Source organism: Gordonia sp. (in: high G+C Gram-positive bacteria), from assembly GCF_047600385.1.
Lineage (GTDB): Bacteria > Actinomycetota > Actinomycetes > Mycobacteriales > Mycobacteriaceae > Gordonia.
Genome location: NZ_JASGKZ010000001.1, coordinates 1,173,274 through 1,190,603, shown reverse-complemented (window position 1 = coordinate 1,190,603; position 17,330 = coordinate 1,173,274). Strand labels below are relative to the sequence as shown.

Genomic DNA, 17,330 nt, shown 5'->3' with positions numbered 1-17,330 from the left:
GTCTCTGCCGCCGGGGAGATCCACCGCGGCCCGGATCTCCGCCGGGTATGGGTCTGCTCACGCCGTTTCGGCCTCACCCGCCGGTGGCGGCGTGCGGACGTTAGCGTGATAACCGTGGCGCCGCACGTGCGGCGCCGACCGAGCACGAGAAGAGGGCACCGATGGTGGTCGTGGCGCAGATCAGCGATCTGCACTTCAACGGAACCGCGGCGCATCGCAGCCGGGCCGCGGGCGTGCTGGCGTACCTCGACGCCGCGCACACCGAGGGCCACGCGGTGAGCGGCCTGCTGGTGACCGGCGACCTCGTCGACGTCGGCCTGCCCGAGGAGTACACCGAGGCGGCCGCCGCTCTCGTCACCGACATCCCGACGATCACCCTGCTCGGCAATCACGACGACCGCGCCGCCTACACCTCCGTGCGCGACGGCGTCGCGTCCACCGCCCCGGTGAACTCCGCCCTCCGGCTCGACGACCTGCTGGTCCTCGGCCTGGACTCGTCCGTCCCCGGCCGCTCGGACGGCTATCTGGCCGACGAGACCCTCGACTGGGCCCGCGCCGAACTGGCCGCGGCCGGCGACGTCGACGTCCTGCTCAGCTGGCATCATCCGCCGCTGCCCATCGGTCTGCCCCGGATGGACGAGCGCCGGATGCACGACGCCGAGCGCGCCGCCGCACTGATCGCCGATCACCCGAACGTGGTCGGCACCGTCGTCGGGCATGCGCACACCCCCGCCGCGACGATGTTCGCCGGACGACCGCTGATCGTGGCGCCCGGCGTCTCGTCGACGCTCAATCTGCCGTTCGAGGGCACCGGCTGGCTCAACGCCACCCAGGGCCCGGGCATCGCCTTCCACATCATCGAGGACCACCGGCTGACCACCCACTACCGTGTCCTGTCCACCTGGTGATCAGGACCCGTCCGGAGTTTCGAGCCCGGCCAGGGACGCCGCCAGGTAGTCGTCCTCGGCCGCGTTGCCGGGCAGTTCCAGCGCACGACGATAAGCGGCGGCCGCCCCCTGCTCGTCGCCCGACTCCGTCAGCGTGACCGCGCACGCGATGTGGAAGGGCCGGAACCGGCTGAGCATCGGATCGTCCGCCAGCGCGCGCAGCCGTCGCATTCCCCGGTCCGGGCCGTACGCGCGGCCTTCGGCGACGGCGCCGCCGAGCCGCACCACCGGTCCGGGCTCCACGACGGCGAGCATGCGGTAGAGCACGGTGATCTGGCGCCAGTCCGTCTCCGCGGCGGTCCCGGCCTCCGCGTGCACCGCGGCGATCGCCGCCTGAATCGCGTACGACGACGCGCCGCGCGCCCCGGCCGCCTCCTCGGCCAGCGCGATCCCCTCGGTCAGCCCGGCCCGATCCCACCGGGCGCGATCCTGGTCGGCGAGCGCGACCGGGTGTCCGTCCGGGCCGGTGCGCGCGGGTCGTCGTGCATTGGTGAGCACCAGCAGCGCCAGCAGTCCGGTGGTCTCGGCGCACGGCAGCAGGGCGCGGAGCAGTCGGGCCAGTCGGATCGCCTCGGCAGTCAGGTCGTCGCGGACGTGCTCGGCGCCGGTGGACCGCGCGTAGCCCTCCGAGAAGAGCAGGTACACCGTGCGCAGGACGACGGGGAGGCGGTCGGGCAGCTCCGTCCGCGCCGGGACGACGAACCGGATCCCCAGCGTCGCGATGCGCTTCTTGGCGCGGACGATCCGCTGCTGCGCGGTGGTCACCGGGATCAGCAGTGCGGCCGCCACCTCCGCCGTCGACAGACCCGCCACGAAACGCAGGGTGAGCGCGATCCGCTGCTCGGGCCGCAGGGCCGGGTGCGCACACGCGAAGAACAGGCCGAGCCGCTCGTCGGGCACCGGCGCCGGTTCGAGTGCATCGACCGGATCGGCGACCGTCCGCGGCTCCCGCTCGGCGTAGATCCGCAGTTCGGCGAGTTTGGCGGCCAGCACCCCGTCGCGCCGCACGACGTCGAGCGCCTTACGTTTGGCGGTGGTCGTCAGCCAGGCCTCCGGCGATGCCGGGACACCGGTCTCCGGCCACGTCCGCAGCGCCTGGATCAGCGCCTCCTGCAGCGCGTCCTCGGCGAGGTCCAGGTCGCCGAAGCGGGCCGTGAGGACGGCCAGCAGGCGCGTCCTCGCGGCCCGGTCGATCTCGCCGATCGCTCGGCGGGCCGCCCCGGTTCCGGTCACGTCGACGCCCTCGTCCGGCCGGGCCGAATCGGCACGATCCGGCTCAGTACGGGGCGACGGGGCGGATCTCCACGTGCCCGCCGGGCCCGGAGCCGGGGCTCCTGCGCGCCCAGGCGATCGCCTCGTCGAGGTCGGCGACCTCGATGACGTACGTCCCGCCCACGAACTCGCGGACCTCGGCGTACGGCCCGGCGGTCACGACGCGTTCCCCCGACGCATCGCTCCGCACGACGACGGCCTGGTCCGGGTCCTCCAGCGCGAAGGAGTCGACCACCACGCCCGCGGCGGTGATCTCCTGGTCGAAGGCGAAGTACTCCTCCGGGCTCGCGCAGCCGGTCTCGGCGGCGTCGTCGTTCACGTGCCCCATGAGCAGCAGTGCGTATTTCATGATGTCTCCAGGTGTCTCGATGCTCGTCGAACGCTCTCGCCCGACACCATGGTGACGGACGGACGGCAGCGATATCGACACCCCGGACGGGATTCCTTCGGCGGAGTGGTCTCGACTTCGCTCGACCAGCGAGACGAACGCTCGACCGACGAGAAAGACTCGACCCGGGAAAGCACTCGACCAGCGGAGGGGCGAGTGCCCCCCGCTGGTCGAGCGGAGTCGAGACCTCGGACTACAGAGCGCCGATGATGTCCTCCACACGGTCCTTCGCGTCACCGAAGAGCATCTGCGTGTTGTCCCGGAAGAACAGCGGGTTCTGCACGCCGGCGTAACCGACGGCCATCGACCGCTTGAACACGATGACGTCCTTGGCGTTCCAGACCTCGAGCACCGGCATGCCGGCGATCGGGGAGCTCGGATCCTCCGACGCGGCCGGGTTGACCGTGTCGTTGGCGCCGATCACCAGCACGACGTCCGTCTCCGGGAAGTCGTCGTTGATCTCGTCCATCTCCAGCACGACGTCGTACGGCACCTTCGCCTCGGCGAGGAGCACGTTCATGTGGCCGGGCAGACGACCGGCGACGGGGTGGATGCCGAAGCGGACGTCGACGCCCTTCGCGCGCAGCTTGGCCGTCAGGTCGGCGACCGGGTACTGCGCCTGGGCGACGGCCATGCCGTAACCCGGGGTGATGACCACGGACTTGGCGCCCGACAGGAGCTCGGCGGCCGCGTCGGCCTTGATCTCCCGGTGCTCGCCGTAGTCCTTGTCCTCGGCCGGGCCGGCTTCGATGCCGAAACCGCCGGCGATGACGGAGATGAACGACCGGTTCATCGCCTTGCACATGATGTAGCTCAGGTACGCACCCGACGAGCCGACCAGCGCACCGGTGACGATCAGCAGATCGTTGCCGAGCAGGAAGCCCGAGGCCGCGGCGGCCCAACCGGAGTACGAGTTCAGCATGGACACGACCACCGGCATGTCGCCGCCGCCGATCGAGGCCACCAGAATGCCAGCCCAGGAACAGCGCCAGGGCGGTGATCACGGCGAGCAGGATGTAACCGGTGGTGTCGTCCTTGACGTCGCGGGCGACGTAGACGCCGGTCAGCACGGCGAACACGACCAGCGAACCGATGTTGATGAAGTTCTTGCCCGGCAGCATGAGCGGCGACGACTTGATGCGCGCCGACAGCTTCAGGTTGGCGACGATCGAGCCGGTGAAGGTGACCGCACCGATGAAGATGCCGATCGCGACCTCGGCGGAGTGGATGCCGACCAGGGCGCCGTAGTCGGCGTCACCCGGCTCGGCGTGGACGCCGGTGATGGCGCCGTTCCAGCCGATGAGGACCGCGGCGAGACCGACGAACGAGTGCAGCAGCGCGATGAGCTCGGGCATGCCGGTCATCTCGACGACCTTGGCACGCCACAGGCCGATCAGGGCGCCGATCACGACGGAGCCGATCAGCAGCGAGATCGGCAGCCACTTGTCGAACGAGGCGCCGGCGAACTCGACGTGGTCGAGGTCCTTGACCATCATGGTGACGGTCGCGGCGAGGGCGACGGCCATGCCGACCATGCCGTAGGTCAGACCGCTCTTGGCGGACTCGTGCTTGCTCAGGCCGGCGAGCGACAGGATGAAGAGCAGCGAGGCGACGATGTACGCCGCGAATGTCATGGATTCGATAGTCATGATTCGTCATGCCCCCTTGCTGAACATCGACAGCATGCGGCGGGTGACCGCGAAACCACCGAACACGTTGATCGAGGCGAGCAGGATCGCGATGGTCGACAGCACCAGCACCGTGGTGCTGTTCGTCGCCAACTGCAGGATCGCACCCACCACCACGACGCCGGAGATGGCGTTGGTGACCGACATCAGCGGCGTGTGCAGCGCGTGCGCCACGTTGCCGATGACGTAGTAGCCGATCACGATCGCCAGCATCAGCACCGTGAAGTGCCGCGGGATGTCTCCCGGGGCGAAGGCGTTGACCAGGAAGAAGGCCACGATGCCCAGGAGCACCAGCCCGACCTTCTTGCCCGGCGACATCGGGGCCTTCTCCTCGACCACCGGAGCCGGCGCGGCCGGAGCGGCCTTCGGCGCGGCGGACACCTGCACCGGAGGCGGCGGCCACATGCCCTCGCCGTCCTTGGTGACGGTGATGCCGCGCTGCACCACGTCGTCGAAGTCGAGCGTGAGTTCGCCGTCCTTCTCCGGGGTGAGCAGCTTCAGCAGGTTGACGATGTTGGTGCCGTAGAGCTGCGAGGTCTGCGCGGCCAGCCGGCCGGCCAGATCGGTGTAGCCCAGGATGGTCACACCGTTCTCGGTGACGACCTTCTCGTCCTTGACGGTGCCCGCGGCGTTGCCGCCGTTCGCGGCCGCCATGTCGACGATCACGGAGCCGTTCTTCATCCCGGCGACGGTCTCGGCGGAGATCAGGCTGGGAGCGGGACGACCGGGGATCAGCGCGGTGGTGATGACGATGTCGGCGGCGCGGGCCTCCTCGTCGTACATCGACGCGGTGGCGGCCTCCTGCTCGGCGGTCATCTCCTTGGCGTAGCCGTCCTCGGACTTCTCCGCCTCGAAGTCGACGTTGACGAACTCGGCGCCCATCGACTCGACCTGCTCGGCCACCTCGGGGCGCACGTCGAAGGCGCGCACGATGGCGCCCATCGCCGACGCGGCGCCGATCGCGGCGAGACCGGCCACACCGGCGCCCACGACGAAGACGCGGGCCGGCGGGATCTTGCCCGCCGCGGTGACCTGTCCGGTGAACATGCGGCCGAACTCGTGGGCCGCCTCGACGACGGCGCGGTAGCCCGCGACGTTGGCCATCGAGCTCAGCACGTCCATCGACTGCGCACGGGAGATACGCGGCACCGCGTCCATCGCGAGCGCCGTGACGCCGGCCTTCTGCAGCTTCTCGACCAGTTCCGGGCTGCGGGCCGGTGCCATCATCGAGATGATGACGGCGCCCTTGCGCATCCGGGCGATCTCGTCGTCGGTCGGCGCGTTCACCTTGACGACGACGTCGGCGCCCCACACCTCGTCGGTCGTGCCGACGCTCGCGCCGGCCTCCGCGAACGCCGCATCCGGCTGCTCGGCGCCCGCGCCACAGCCGGATTCGACGATTATCTGGTACCCGAGCTTCTCGAGCTGGGCCACCGTCTTCGCGGTCGCCGCGACGAGGGTTTCACCCGGCTTCGATTCTCGGGGGATACCGATCAGCATGTCGCTCCCACACTCATAGTTCTGTTCACCTCGGACCTTTTCGACATCGGCGGTCCGCGCCGGACGACGAGAGGCGCATAGCACTTCAGCCAGCGCCGCGAGTACCCGCGAAGCCGGTGTTGCACCATGGCGCCGGCACGTCGTCGGACTCGGCACACCATGTCGCGGGACAAACCCAGGACAGGCTTAGCTCCCGCTTATGGAAAACGTGGCAAAAAGATAGCACGCATGCCCCGGCCGACCGCTTCCGCGTGATCTACGCCACCGTCCGGGTTACTCGTCGGTCAGGTGCGGTCCGGCCGGCTCAGTGCCGCCCGAACTTCCGCATGTCGACGGCGGCGGACGGGTTCGCGAGCCCGACGATCGTGGCCAGTCCGACCACCCCGTCGGCGTCGAACAGATACACCGACCCGGTCATCACCCCGTCGCCCTCGATCCGATCTGCCCCCGACATCCCGACCTCCAGACCGCTCGGCAGGCGGGTGATCTGCAGGGTCACGTCGGTGTTGATGAACTCCAGGCCGTGCGTCCCCATATTAAGGACGGCGTTCGCGACGTCCGCGGCGCCGGCGAGCGCCTGGAAGGGCGTCGGGGTCTCGCCGTCGAGCAGCGGGAGGGGATACTGCCACGCGTGATTGCGTTCGGCGCCCGGCTCCACGAGATCCGGCGTCACCCAGTCGCCGTCACCGGATCGATACAGTCGCTCGACGCCGTCGTCGACACGTTCCGCGGGAGTCGGCGGCACGGCGGTGTCGGGGACGGGCGACCACACCCGGCCGACGACGGGCTCGGCGGGCGCCAGGTACAGCGCGGTGGCGCGGGCGACCAGACCGTCGCCCTGGCGCAGGCCGACGTCGATCAGCCCGATCCGCCGCCCCAGCCGGATCACGTCGGCGGTCACCGCCAGGGGCGCCATCCGGGCCGGGCGGAACAGTTCGAGCGTCCAGCGGGCGGGCCGGAGGTCGTCGCGCCCGGATTCGGCCATGCGCCGCTCGGCACCGCGGGCGAGCAGCGCGCTGACGGCGAGGCCGCGGATCTGATCGCCCCAGCCCGACACGGCGAGCGGCCCCGGCACGAAGACGCCGTCCGCCGACTCGGTGAACAACGACTGCATGCCGTACCTCCTGCTCGGGGTCTTCCTCCTGTTCGGGTTGTACACCAGCGGAGGCCTCCGCGTGCGACGCACCGTGGAATCTCACGTACCGGGAACGATTTCTCCCAGGTATCCGCCGTTCCGGGGGTCTAGCGTCGAGGCATGCCCGCAAAGACACCGCACCTCGTCGAGCTGGGTCAGTTCTTCAAAGAACGGCGCAGCCGCATCACCCCCGCCCAGGCCGGACTGCCCGAACGCGGTCACACCGCCCGCCGGGTCTCCGGCCTGCGCCGCGAGGAGGTGGCCGAACTCGCCTCGATCAGCCACGACTACTACACCCGCATCGAGCAGGGCAGGCTCGCACCGAGCGATCCGGTCCTGGAGGTCCTGATCCGGGTGCTGCGGCTCGACGCCGATCAGGCCACCTATGTGCGCAGTCTCGCCCAGCAGGCCGACCGGCGGACCCCGCCGCGCCCGCGGTCGCCGAAGGTCCGGCCGCAGCTGATGCGCCTGATGGATCAGCTCACCGACACCCCGGCCCTGATCCTCGGCCGCTACCTGGACATCCTGGCCTGGAACCGGCTCGCCTCCACCCTGCTGGTCGATTTCGACGCGCTCCCCGCCGACCAGCGCAACTACGTGCGCCTGATGTTCCTGAACCCGCACATGCGCAGCATCTACCAGGACTGGGAGACGGTGGCCCGCACCTCCGTCTCGTTCCTGCGCATGGAGGCCGCCGAGAATCCGACCGACCCCCGGCTCGCCGCCCTGGTCGGCCGGCTCAGCGTGGCCGACGAGGACTTCCGCGTCTGGTGGGCCGAGCGCAACGTCGCCAGCCAGGAGTTCGGTTCCAAGACGCTCCACAACGAGACCGTCGGCGATCTGACACTCGACTGGGACTCGTTCCGATACTCGGGCGACCCGAGCCAGCAACTGGTGCTGTGGTCCGCCGAAGAGGGCAGCCCGTCGGCCGAGAAGCTCGCCCTGCTCGCGTCGTGGAGCGTCCGGGTTCCTGAACACGATCGCATCGATTAGGCGGCTAACTTTATGTAGTATGAACTACACCGTCCGCACGAAGTGATGAGCGTTACGACCATGAGTTTCGGGAACCTGACCTCGGGAACCGCCGCCCTCCGCATCGCAGGAGGACGTCCCGATCCCGAGGAACCCGGAACCGATCAGGCGCCGTATTATCTGACCGACTTCGTGCTGCGGAGCGGCACGGTGATCGCGCTGTTCCTGGCGATCGCCACGGTGCTCTTCGGCTCGCTCTGAGACTCGGCCGGACGAGCGGTCCTCGCCGGGCCCCGAGCCGTCGGCCTCAGCGCGGGTCCAGGCTCTCGGCCAGTTTGGCCAGCGCCGCCGCCACGTCCCGAAGCGCGTCGCCGACCTGTCGGCGGACCAGCACCTGATCCTCCGGCAGCGCCGAGACCACCGCCGAGGCCGACTCCACCGCATGCGAGGCCGCCGCGGTGGACGCCGCCACCGTCGCGGCCTGCAGCCGATCCAGTCCGGCGTAGCCCTCCGAGACCGCTTCCTCCCGATCACCGGACCGGGCCGTCGCCGTCGTGCGCTCCGTCTCGATGCGCGGGGCGCTGTCGACCGCGGGTCGCGTGGACTCGACGATCCGCGGCGCGTGCGCCGTCCGGGTCACCGGGGTGGATCGGGACGCGTAGACCGTGCGCGGCGCCTCCGAGCTCCGGCCGGTGCTGGTGGTCCGGGTGGCCGCCGCCGTGGACGACGTCGTCGTCGGGGTGGAGGTCGTCTGGGCGGAGTACGTCGGGGTGGAGGTGGAGTACGTGGACGGTGCGTAACGGGTGGCGGGCGCCGGGGTGCTCGTCGTGGCCTGGGTGCTCGTCGTGGCCGGAGCACTCGTCGTGAGTCGAGTGCTCGCGGCGGCCGGGGTGCTCGTGGCGCTCGCGGCGGCCTGACCACCGGTGACCGTGCGCGGCTCCGCCGCGGTCCGGGAGACGGGGGCCGACCGCACCGGACTCCGGGTGACCGTCCGAGGATCGGACGAGACCGGCGCCACCACCGTCCGCGATCCGCCTGCGGGTTCGATCACTTCGATGAACGAGGTACGACTGCGGTCGGCGTACTCGTTCACCTGCAGCATCGATCCGAGTTCACGATGGTCGCTGACGTGCACCTCGGACTCCGAGGGGGTCGGTTCGACGGTCCTCGGCTCGGCCTGCACCGTTCGCGGGGCGGCGGTGGAGGACGTCGAATACCCCGACACGATGCGCGGCGCCGCGCTCGCGGGGTCGTCGTACGGTTCCTGATGTCTGCCCATGCCGTGTCTCCCCGGCTTCTGTTCGGTGCCGCGTTCGGCGGACTGGTCTCTACGAGCCACCGGCTCCTCCTCGTTCCCCGGTACGGGCTCCGCGCCGTGCGGCGCAGGCATCACCCGGAACGACCGGCGACGCCACGGTGTGGTACGGATCCGCCGACGGTGTGGGCACCGGCGGGGTGATCGACGTCCGCGGGCCGACCGGCCGGGACGGGGTGTGGTGCGGCGACGTCCCGGCGGCGACGTCCGGACGCGCGAAGGACGCGGGCTCCACGGACGAGAGGGTCGTGGTCGGGGGGTCTGCGGGCGGGGGGTCTGCAGGCGGGGACGCGGCGGCCTGCGACACGAAAGACGTCGTCGGCGGCGCCGGCTCCGTCGTCCACCGCGACGAGACCGGCGGCGGCGCCACCGGATGATGTTCGACGGGCGGGGTGTCGATGCGCACCCGACCGGTGTCGGACGACACCGGCGAGTCCTCCGCCGACGATCCGGGCCGAGGTTCCGCAGCGGTCGCCATGGCCAGGAACCGGTGGGCGCCGCCGTGGCCGTCGTACAGCGTGCAGAACACGCCGCCGGGCCCCCGGCCGCGACACGGATCGATCTCCCGGCCGGGCTGCGGACTGCGCGCGTAATCGCCCCACATCACCCAGGTGCGCCGCCCGGTGCCGCCGCGACCGCCGTCGCTGCTGTGCAGGCCGGAATGCCCGTCGGACAGATCGCACGCGACCAGCGACGACTCACGGGGACCGATGCCCAGGGCCGCCTCCTCGGCGGAGCCGACCACGATCGACGACCAACATCGGTCTGGCGCCATGCTCGATCCACCTCGTCTACTCGGCGCGGTCAGCACATCCGCCTTCTCCGCGAAACAATTCGGCCGCCCCGCCCGCCGTTCAAAGGAGAAGTCTACGAAGACCGCAGACGCCCCGCTAGGCAGTCACCGGCGACACGCCGTAAATCTCCGGCACGACGGCCTCCGCGAACACGCCGTCACGCCATACGAAGCCCCGGGACCGGGGCTCGTCCGCCGCGGCCGGACGGTCCGCACGGTAGTGGCAGCCGCGCGACTCCTCGCGTGCGGAGGCGGCGGCCACCACCGCCCGCGCGGTCAGGGTGAGGGCCGCGTCCTCGGCGGCGGCGCGGTCGGACTGCACCCGTTCCGCGGCCGACTCCAGGAACTCCGCGGTCCCCGCCAGCCCCTCGGCGTCGCGCAGCAGCGCCACCCGCGCCGACATCAGGTCCTGCAGTGCGCCGCGCTCGGCGGCGGGCAGACGCGCCGGGACGTCGACCCGAGCCGCGGGAATCGACTCCGCCCGACGTTCGACGGCGACCGCGGCCGCCCGACGACCCATCACCAGCCCCTCCAGCAGACTGTTCGAGGCGAGCCGGTTGGCTCCGTGCAGCCCGGTCCGGGCCACCTCCCCCGCCGCGAGCAGCCCGGGGACGCCGGTCCGGCCGTGCGCATCGGTCACCACGCCGCCGCACAGGTAGTGGGCGCCGGGCACCACCGGCAGCCGGCCGTCGTCGGTCGACACCCCCGCGGCCCGGACGCCGGCGAGCACGGTCGGGAAACGTCGCTCGAAGTCCTCGATGGCGGTGAAGTCCAGGTAGACGTGCGGGGCGCCGGTGCGTTCCATCGCCGCCCGCACCGCGCGGGCCACCACGTCCCGGGGAGCCAGATCGCCGAGCGGGTGCACCCCCTCGGTGACGCTCGCGCCGTCGATGTCGACCAGTCGTCCGCCCTCGCCGCGCAGCGCCTCGCTGACCAGCGTGCGGCGCCCGCGGGCGCCCGGCACGTAGAGCATCGTCGGATGGAACTGGATGAACTCCAGGTCGGCCACCGCGGCACCGGCCCGCAGCGCGAGGGCGATGCCGTCGCCGGTGGCGCCCGCCGGATTGGTGGTGGCCGAATACGAATGCCCCACTCCGCCGGTCGCGAGCAGCACGGTCGGCGCCCACACCGCGCCGTCGCCCTCGTCGTCGGAGTAGGCGACGCCGGCCGCGGCGCCGTCGTGCCCGGTGAGGATCCCGGTGGCGCGGGCGTCGTCGAGCACCCGCACCCCCGCCCGCGCCAGGGCGCCGCCGAGGGCGGCCTGCACCTGGGCGCCGGTCGCATCCCCGCCGGCGTGGATGATCCGGCGCACGCTGTGCCCGCCCTCGCGGGTGCGGAGGAACCGGCCGTCGGGAGCGGAGTCGAACCGCGCGCCCCAGCCGACCAGTCTCTCCACCGCGGACCAGCCCGCGGCGACGATCTGCTCGGTCGGATCCGGGACGGTGAGCCCGGCCCCGGCGGCGAGGGTGTCCCGGACGTGCAGGGCGACGCCGTCGTCGGGGTCGTCGGGGTCGACGACGGCGATCCCGCCCTGGGCGTAGAAGGTGGAGGTGGACTGCTCCACGGCCTCGGGCCGCCACGCCCGCCCCTTGTTCAGGACCACCACGGTCAGTCCGGCCTCGGCCGCCGAGAGCGCCGCGGTCAGCCCGGCGACACCCGCGCCGACCACCACCAGCTCGGCCCGCATCTCCGTGCCCATCCGCGACTCCCTTCGTCGTCGTACGCTGGTTATCGACCGATGATCGAAAACCTCCTCGAAGCCTACGCCCGCCGCCACGGCCCACGCCATAGGCCACCGACGACGACCCCGCGACCTCATACTCTCGGCAGGTATGACGACGACGCCCGCACCCCGATCGTGGACGCACGTCATGCTCGTCATCGCCGGACTCTCGCTGGTGCTGTGCGTCCCGGTGGCCTTCGCCGCCTTCGAATGGCCCGGCGGCTGGGCCTCCCTCCTCGCATTCGCGTGCCTTCCGGCCCTCGGTGTCATCTGGCTGGCGCCGGCCCTGTTCGGCCTGGTCCGCCACCGGGCGTGGCTGCCGTCGCTCGCGGCACCGCTCGTCGTCGTCCTGTTCGGAGCACTGGCCGCGTTCGGCCCCGACGTCTCGTTCGCGGTGTCCCGGTCCGCGATGACCGAGCACGCCCGCGACTGCGCCCGCACCGGCGAGACGTGGTTCCGGACGGTCTACGTCGAGCAGACGCATCGACTCTCCGACGGCGTCTGCGTGTTCACCACGCCCGGCGGGCTCATCGACATGATCGGCTGGGCATGGGTCCCCGCCGGAGTCGAGGTGAACCAGACCGAGGTGCGCGACGGCGAGTACATCTATCGACACGTGACGGGAGACTGGTACCGGTTCGTCCGGCGTTTCTGAACCGCGGAGCCTCCCGCTCCGGGGCGAGGACGACATCACCGACTCTCCGATGGCCGGCGTCCGTCCCCGGCCGCCCGGCCCGCCGACTTCGAGGGGCGTGAGCGGACCCGCATCGTCGGACCGCGGTTGACGCAGGTCACGAAACACCGGGACCCGGGGTCGGGACGACTAGAATCCCTGGCGTGATGACGCAGCAACCTGCCGACGACGTCCGCGAACAGTTGCCGACGGTCTCCGTCGCCGAAGAGGCCACCCGCTTCGCGGCCACCGCGGCGCAGACCGCCTTCGGGGTCGGCCGCTTCGTGGCCGGTTCGGTCAACGGCCTGATCCACGGCAAGAAGCCCGGCGCCTCCGACGTGGCCCACGAGGTCCGCCGGACCTTCGAGCATCTCGGCCCCACGTACGTGAAGCTCGGCCAGCTGATCGCCTCCAGTCCCGGCGTGTTCACCCCGGCGATGTCCGAGGAGTTCGAGTCCCTGCTCGATCAGGTGCCGCCGTCCCCCGCCGACGAGGTCCACCGGATCATCGAGGCCGAACTGGGCAAGCCGGCGAACGAGGTCTTCGCGAGCTTCGACGACACCCCCATCGCCTCGGCGTCGATCGCCCAATGCCACACCGCCACGCTGACGACCGGCGAAGAGGTGGTGGTGAAGGTGCAGCGCCCGGGCATCGCCCAGCGACTGGCCCCCGACGTGGCGATCCTCGAACGCGTCGCCGGACTCGCCGAGATCTCCGAGTACGGGCGCATGCTCAGCGCCCGGCACGTGGTGGAGGACTTCGCCGACGGCCTCAACGCCGAACTGGACTTCCGCAACGAGGCCGCCACCATGGAGGAGTGGTTCGAGTGCCTGCAGCCCGGGCCGTTCGGCGACCGGGTGCGCGTGCCGAAGGTGTACCACGATCTCACCACCGAGAAGGTGATGACGATGGAGCGCATCTACGCGACCCGCATCGACGACGCCGAGGCGGTCCGCGCCGCCGGTCACGACGGTGAGACCCTCTGCAAGAACCTGCTGCTGTCGTTGCTCGACTCGGCCTTCCACGGCGGACTCTTCCACGGCGATCTGCACGCCGGGAACGTCCTGGTCGACGACGAGGGCAAGCTGGTCCTGCTCGATTTCGGGATCGTCGGGCGCTTCGACGCGCGCACCCGCCGGATCCTCCGCCAGCTGGTGGTGGATCTGATCGTGAAACAGGACTACGACTCCGCCGGCCGCGCCATCTTCCTGCTCGGCGCCGTGCACAAGCCCGGCTCCACCGCCAAGGGCGGCGAGGACCTGAAGAAGGTCGCCGCGCCGCTGTCGGCCACCGAGCTCGGTTCGATGAGCTACACCGACCTCGGCCGCCAGCTGGCCGCGGTGGCGAAGGCCCACGATGCCCGCCTCCCGCGCGAGCTCGTACTGGTGGGTAAGCAGCTGCTGTACGTCGAGAAATACATGAAGCTGCTCGCCCCCCGCTGGAAGGCGATCTCGGACCGAGAGATCTACGGATACATGGCCGGGATCATGAAGGAAGCCGAGCGTGATCGCCGCGCCGACCGGACTGCTCCGGTACAGAAGCGAACCCGACTCGAATAGTCTGTATCGGATAAGTGGTTCGATACGACGACCCCCACTGCTTGGAGCCGAAATTCATGAGACGAATCGGGATGGCCCTGTTGGCCTTCTTCGGGATCGCGTGCATCGCCGCGGCGATCACCATTCCCACGTACCTCGTTCCGAAACTGAAGGTGGTGCCGCTCGACCTGGACATCACGACGGACTCGACCAGCATCGCCGCACTGAACAACACCGGTGAGCGGTTCCCCGCAGTGATCTTCGATCGCTGCTCGGTGTCGAAGGACAAGGCGGCCCAGTTGACCGTCAGCCTCAAGCAGCAGCGCCGGTCGGTGGTGGTGGAGCCGTCGAACGACTCCCAGGCCACGATCGAGGCCGGCCAGACCGTCCTGATCGATCGGATCCAGGGCAAGGACGGCGAGGAGCGCCAGCCCAAGCTCGCCACCTCCGACGGCGACCGCAAGTGCGACGACGCCCTGCTGACCGCGAACGTCGACCGCGTCTCGCTCGATCGCAAGTCGTCCGCGCCCAACGGCGCCGTCAGCTCGCTGCAGCTCGAAGCCGCTCCCGACGGAGTCCCGGTGGAAGACGTCTCGGTGCCGCTCGAGAAGCGCCAGGGCTTCCAGTACAAGTTCGGCTTCGACGTGAAGAAGCGGGACTACTACTACTACGACCTGAACACCCGCTCGGACGCCGTCGCCAAGTTCGTCGACGAGAAGACGATCAACGGCGTGAAGGTCTACCACTTCAAGGCCGAGGTGCCCGAGACCAACATCTCCAACCTGCCCAACCCCAAGGGCGAGGCCCCGCTCGGCACCATCCTGACCATGCCCGCCAAGTGGTGGGGCATCACCGCCGACGGCCTGAAGCCGGAAGAGCCGATCACCATGCACCGCCACGCCGCGGCGGTCCGCCACGTCTGGGTGGAGCCGACCACCGGCACCATCGTCGACGGCTACGAAGAGCAGCACCAGTACTTCAAGAGCCCGGAGGGCACCGAAGACCTCCCCAAGGAGGTCAACGACTTCCGGATGGACGCCCTGAAGGCGAACTTCAAGCTCAGCGACAAGACCGTCAAGGAGCAGACCGACCGCGCCTCGTCGTACATCGGCCAGCTCAAGTGGGGCGGCCTGTACGCCCCGATCATCCTGGGCGTGCTCGGCGCGCTCCTGCTGGCGCTGTGGGCGCTCCTGCTGTTTCGCGGCCGGGGCGACGACGCCGACGGCGACGATCCGCGGGACGGTCACCCGACCGGAGACGATGCCGCCGAGCCCGAGCTGAGCATGGACAAGGACGATCAGCGCACCCAGGCGTTCGGCGCCGGTGCCGCGGCCGCGGCGCCCACGAGTGACCTCTGGTCGCCCGCACCGCCGCCGGAGACCGATCCCCAGGCCGACACGGTGGTCCTCCCGCCGCTGCCGGATCCGAACTCCACGCAGTCGATCCCGCGGCACATGCTGCCGGACTGACCGGGCCGCCGACTCCGGCACGACTCGACTCCCGCACGACTCGACTCCAGCACGACGACGGGCGCCGAACCTCCTCCGGTTCGGCGCCCGTTCTCGTCGCCTCGTACTCCCGCCTCCACAGGCCTCTCTCGTCGCCGGGCGCCGCCGCGGGTCAGCTCTTCTGCTGCGCCACCGCCCGGCCCGCGGCACGACCGGAGAAGATGCAGCCGCCGAGGAAGGTGCCCTCCAGCGCGTTGTAGCCGTGCATCCCGCCACCGCCGAAGCCCGCCACCTCACCGGCCGCGTACAGACCGTCGAACACGTTCCCGTCGGGCCGCATCACCCGGGCATCGAGGTCGGTCTCCAGACCGCCCAGGGTCTTGCGGGTGAGGACGTTCAGCCGCACCGCGATCAGCGGACCGTGCTCGGGATCGAGGATCCGATGCGGTTTCGCCACCCGGACCACCTTGTCGCCCAGGTAGTTGCGCGCATTGTGGATCGCCATCACCTGCGCGTCCTTGCCGAAGGCGTTCTCCACCTGGCTGTCGCGGGCCGAGATCGTGCGTTCCAGTTCGGCGAGATCGATGTGTCCGCCGCGGCCGATCTCGTTCATCCCGGCGACCAGTTCGGGCAGGTTGTCGCGCACCACGAAGTCGACCCCGTGGTCCATGAACGCCTTGACCGGGCCCGGCGCCCCCTTCGCCAGCCGCGTCTTCACGACGGTCTTGTACGACTTGTCGGTCAGATCCGGGTTCTGCTCCGAGCCCGAGAGCGCGAACTCCTTCTCGATGATGTCGCCGGTCAGGACGAACCAGGAGTAGTCGTACCCGGTGGACAGGATCGCCTTCATCGTCGCGTTGGTGTCGAAGCCGGGGAAGTTCGGCGGATCCAGTCGACGGCCGTTCGCGTCGAGCCACATCGACGACGGCCCCGGGATGATCCGGATCGCGTGGTCGGACCAGACCGGATCCCAGTTGTGGATGCCTTCGGTGTAGTGCCACATCCGGTCGCGGTTCACCAGGTTGGCGCCCGCCTCCTCGGCGATGCCGAGCATGCGGCCGTCGACGTAGTCGGGCACGCCCGCGATCATGTGCTCGGGCACCGGTCCGAGCCGCTCCACGGGCCAGTTCTCCCGCACCATCCGGTGGTTGTGACCGATCCCACCGGTGGTCACGATCACGGCTCCAGCCCGGATCTCGAACTCGTCGACCTCGGTCCGGGAGCTCTTGACGCCGCGCTCGGCGTCGCTGGGTTCGAGGACCGCACCGCGCACCCCGACGGCGGCACCGTCGTCGTCGACGATCAGTCCGTCGACCCGATGCCGGAACCGGAACTCGACCAGCCCCTCGCGTTCGGCTGCCAGGACGGGTTCGGCGAAGATCCGGACCACCTCGGGGCCGGTGCCCCAGGAGAGGTGGAAACGCGGGACGGAGTTGCCGTGGCCGTCGGCGGAGCCGCCGCCGCGTTCGGCCCAGCCGACCACCGGGGTGAATCTGAGGCCGAGACCGTGCAGGTAGTCGCGCTTCTCGGTGGCGGCGAAGTCGACGTAGGCGCGCGCCCACTGCCGGGGCCAGTAGTCCTCGTCGTCGCGGTCGAAACCGGCCGAGCCGAGCCAGTCCTGCAGCGCGAGCTCCGGCGAGTCCTTGATTCCCAGCCGCCGCTGTTCGGGACTGTCCACCAGGAAGATGCCGCCGAGCGACCAGAACGCCTGCCCGCCCAGATTCCTCCGGTTCTCCTGGTCCACCACGATCACTCGTCTGCCGGCCTGCGTGAGCTCGTACACGGCCACCAATCCGGCCAGGCCCGAGCCCACCACCACGGCATCCGCCTGCTGTCCTTCGCGCAACGTCTCGGTCCCTCTCCCACGGTCCCACAGGCCGCTGTGGCCCATCACACAGCCTAATCAAAGGTTTCTCTACGCCGACCTTTTGCTCGGTC

At 70.4% G+C, this 17,330-nt stretch carries 14 protein-coding genes and 1 pseudogene; 6 read left to right on the top strand and 9 right to left on the bottom strand.

Features of this window, described 5'->3' with window-relative positions:
* The first annotated feature begins 161 nt into the window (after nucleotides 1–161).
* The gene (locus tag QM809_RS05220) at nucleotides 162–908 is read left to right on the top strand and encodes a metallophosphoesterase (RefSeq protein WP_415044756.1); all 747 of its coding nucleotides are present in this window, start codon (nucleotides 162–164) and stop codon (nucleotides 906–908) included.
* Here QM809_RS05220 and QM809_RS05215 read toward each other — a convergent pair whose 3' ends face one another.
* The 5 genes and pseudogenes from QM809_RS05215 to QM809_RS05195 form a co-directional block, all read right to left on the bottom strand.
* Nucleotides 909–2,180, bottom strand: a complete 1,272-nt coding sequence (locus QM809_RS05215; protein WP_415044755.1) for an RNA polymerase sigma factor — start codon at nucleotides 2,178–2,180, stop codon at nucleotides 909–911.
* Between the two features lie 43 nt (nucleotides 2,181–2,223).
* Nucleotides 2,224–2,568 (bottom strand): YciI family protein, encoded by a 345-nt coding sequence (locus tag QM809_RS05210; protein WP_415044754.1) that lies wholly within the window; start codon nucleotides 2,566–2,568, stop codon nucleotides 2,224–2,226.
* Nucleotides 2,569–2,800: 232 nt separating this feature from the next.
* Nucleotides 2,801–4,256, bottom strand: a pseudogene (gene pntB, locus QM809_RS05205) (Re/Si-specific NAD(P)(+) transhydrogenase subunit beta).
* A 6-nt stretch (nucleotides 4,257–4,262) separates the two neighbouring features.
* Nucleotides 4,263–5,795, bottom strand: coding sequence for a Re/Si-specific NAD(P)(+) transhydrogenase subunit alpha (locus tag QM809_RS05200; RefSeq protein WP_415044753.1), 1,533 nt, complete (start codon nucleotides 5,793–5,795; stop codon nucleotides 4,263–4,265).
* Between the two features lie 304 nt (nucleotides 5,796–6,099).
* Nucleotides 6,100–6,909, bottom strand: coding sequence for an acyl-CoA thioesterase domain-containing protein (locus tag QM809_RS05195; RefSeq protein ID WP_415044752.1), 810 nt, complete (start codon nucleotides 6,907–6,909; stop codon nucleotides 6,100–6,102).
* Between the two features lie 141 nt (nucleotides 6,910–7,050).
* Here QM809_RS05195 and QM809_RS05190 point away from each other — a divergent pair, with 141 nt between their 5' ends.
* Nucleotides 7,051–7,923: a helix-turn-helix domain-containing protein gene (locus tag QM809_RS05190; protein ID WP_415044751.1), complete on the top strand. Its 873-nt coding sequence runs from the start codon at nucleotides 7,051–7,053 to the stop codon at nucleotides 7,921–7,923.
* 60 nt (nucleotides 7,924–7,983) lie between these two features.
* Nucleotides 7,984–8,163 carry a hypothetical protein gene (locus QM809_RS05185; protein WP_415044750.1) on the top strand — a complete coding sequence of 60 codons (180 nt, stop codon included), beginning with the start codon at nucleotides 7,984–7,986 and terminating at the stop codon, nucleotides 8,161–8,163.
* A 46-nt stretch (nucleotides 8,164–8,209) separates the two neighbouring features.
* Here QM809_RS05185 and QM809_RS05180 read toward each other — a convergent pair whose 3' ends face one another.
* From QM809_RS05180 to nadB, 3 genes are all read right to left on the bottom strand, one after another.
* Entirely contained in the window at nucleotides 8,210–9,241 is a 1,032-nt protein-coding gene (locus QM809_RS05180) for a hypothetical protein (protein WP_415044749.1), read from the bottom strand.
* Nucleotides 9,231–9,992, bottom strand: a complete 762-nt coding sequence (locus QM809_RS05175) for a hypothetical protein (protein ID WP_415044748.1) — start codon at nucleotides 9,990–9,992, stop codon at nucleotides 9,231–9,233. The genes QM809_RS05180 and QM809_RS05175 overlap by 11 nt, the downstream gene beginning before the upstream one ends.
* Before the next feature lie 115 nt (nucleotides 9,993–10,107).
* Entirely contained in the window at nucleotides 10,108–11,709 is a 1,602-nt protein-coding gene (gene nadB / locus QM809_RS05170) for an L-aspartate oxidase (RefSeq protein WP_415044747.1), read from the bottom strand.
* Between the two features lie 133 nt (nucleotides 11,710–11,842).
* Here nadB and QM809_RS05165 point away from each other — a divergent pair, with 133 nt between their 5' ends.
* The 3 genes from QM809_RS05165 (at nucleotide 11,843) to QM809_RS05155 (ending at nucleotide 15,413) form a co-directional block, all read left to right on the top strand.
* Nucleotides 11,843–12,388 (top strand): hypothetical protein, encoded by a 546-nt coding sequence (locus tag QM809_RS05165; protein ID WP_415044746.1) that lies wholly within the window; start codon nucleotides 11,843–11,845, stop codon nucleotides 12,386–12,388.
* Between the two features lie 185 nt (nucleotides 12,389–12,573).
* On the top strand, nucleotides 12,574–13,965 hold the full coding sequence (locus QM809_RS05160; protein ID WP_415044745.1) for an ABC1 kinase family protein: 1,392 nt from the start codon (nucleotides 12,574–12,576) through the stop codon (nucleotides 13,963–13,965).
* 56 nt (nucleotides 13,966–14,021) lie between these two features.
* Nucleotides 14,022–15,413, top strand: coding sequence for a DUF3068 domain-containing protein (locus QM809_RS05155; protein ID WP_415044744.1), 1,392 nt, complete (start codon nucleotides 14,022–14,024; stop codon nucleotides 15,411–15,413).
* A 151-nt stretch (nucleotides 15,414–15,564) separates the two neighbouring features.
* Here the strand turns inward: QM809_RS05155 and QM809_RS05150 are convergent, their stop codons facing one another.
* Complete coding sequence (locus tag QM809_RS05150; protein WP_415044743.1) at nucleotides 15,565–17,238, bottom strand: FAD-binding dehydrogenase; 1,674 nt, start codon at nucleotides 17,236–17,238, stop codon at nucleotides 15,565–15,567.
* Between the last annotated feature and the right edge of the window lie 92 nt (nucleotides 17,239–17,330).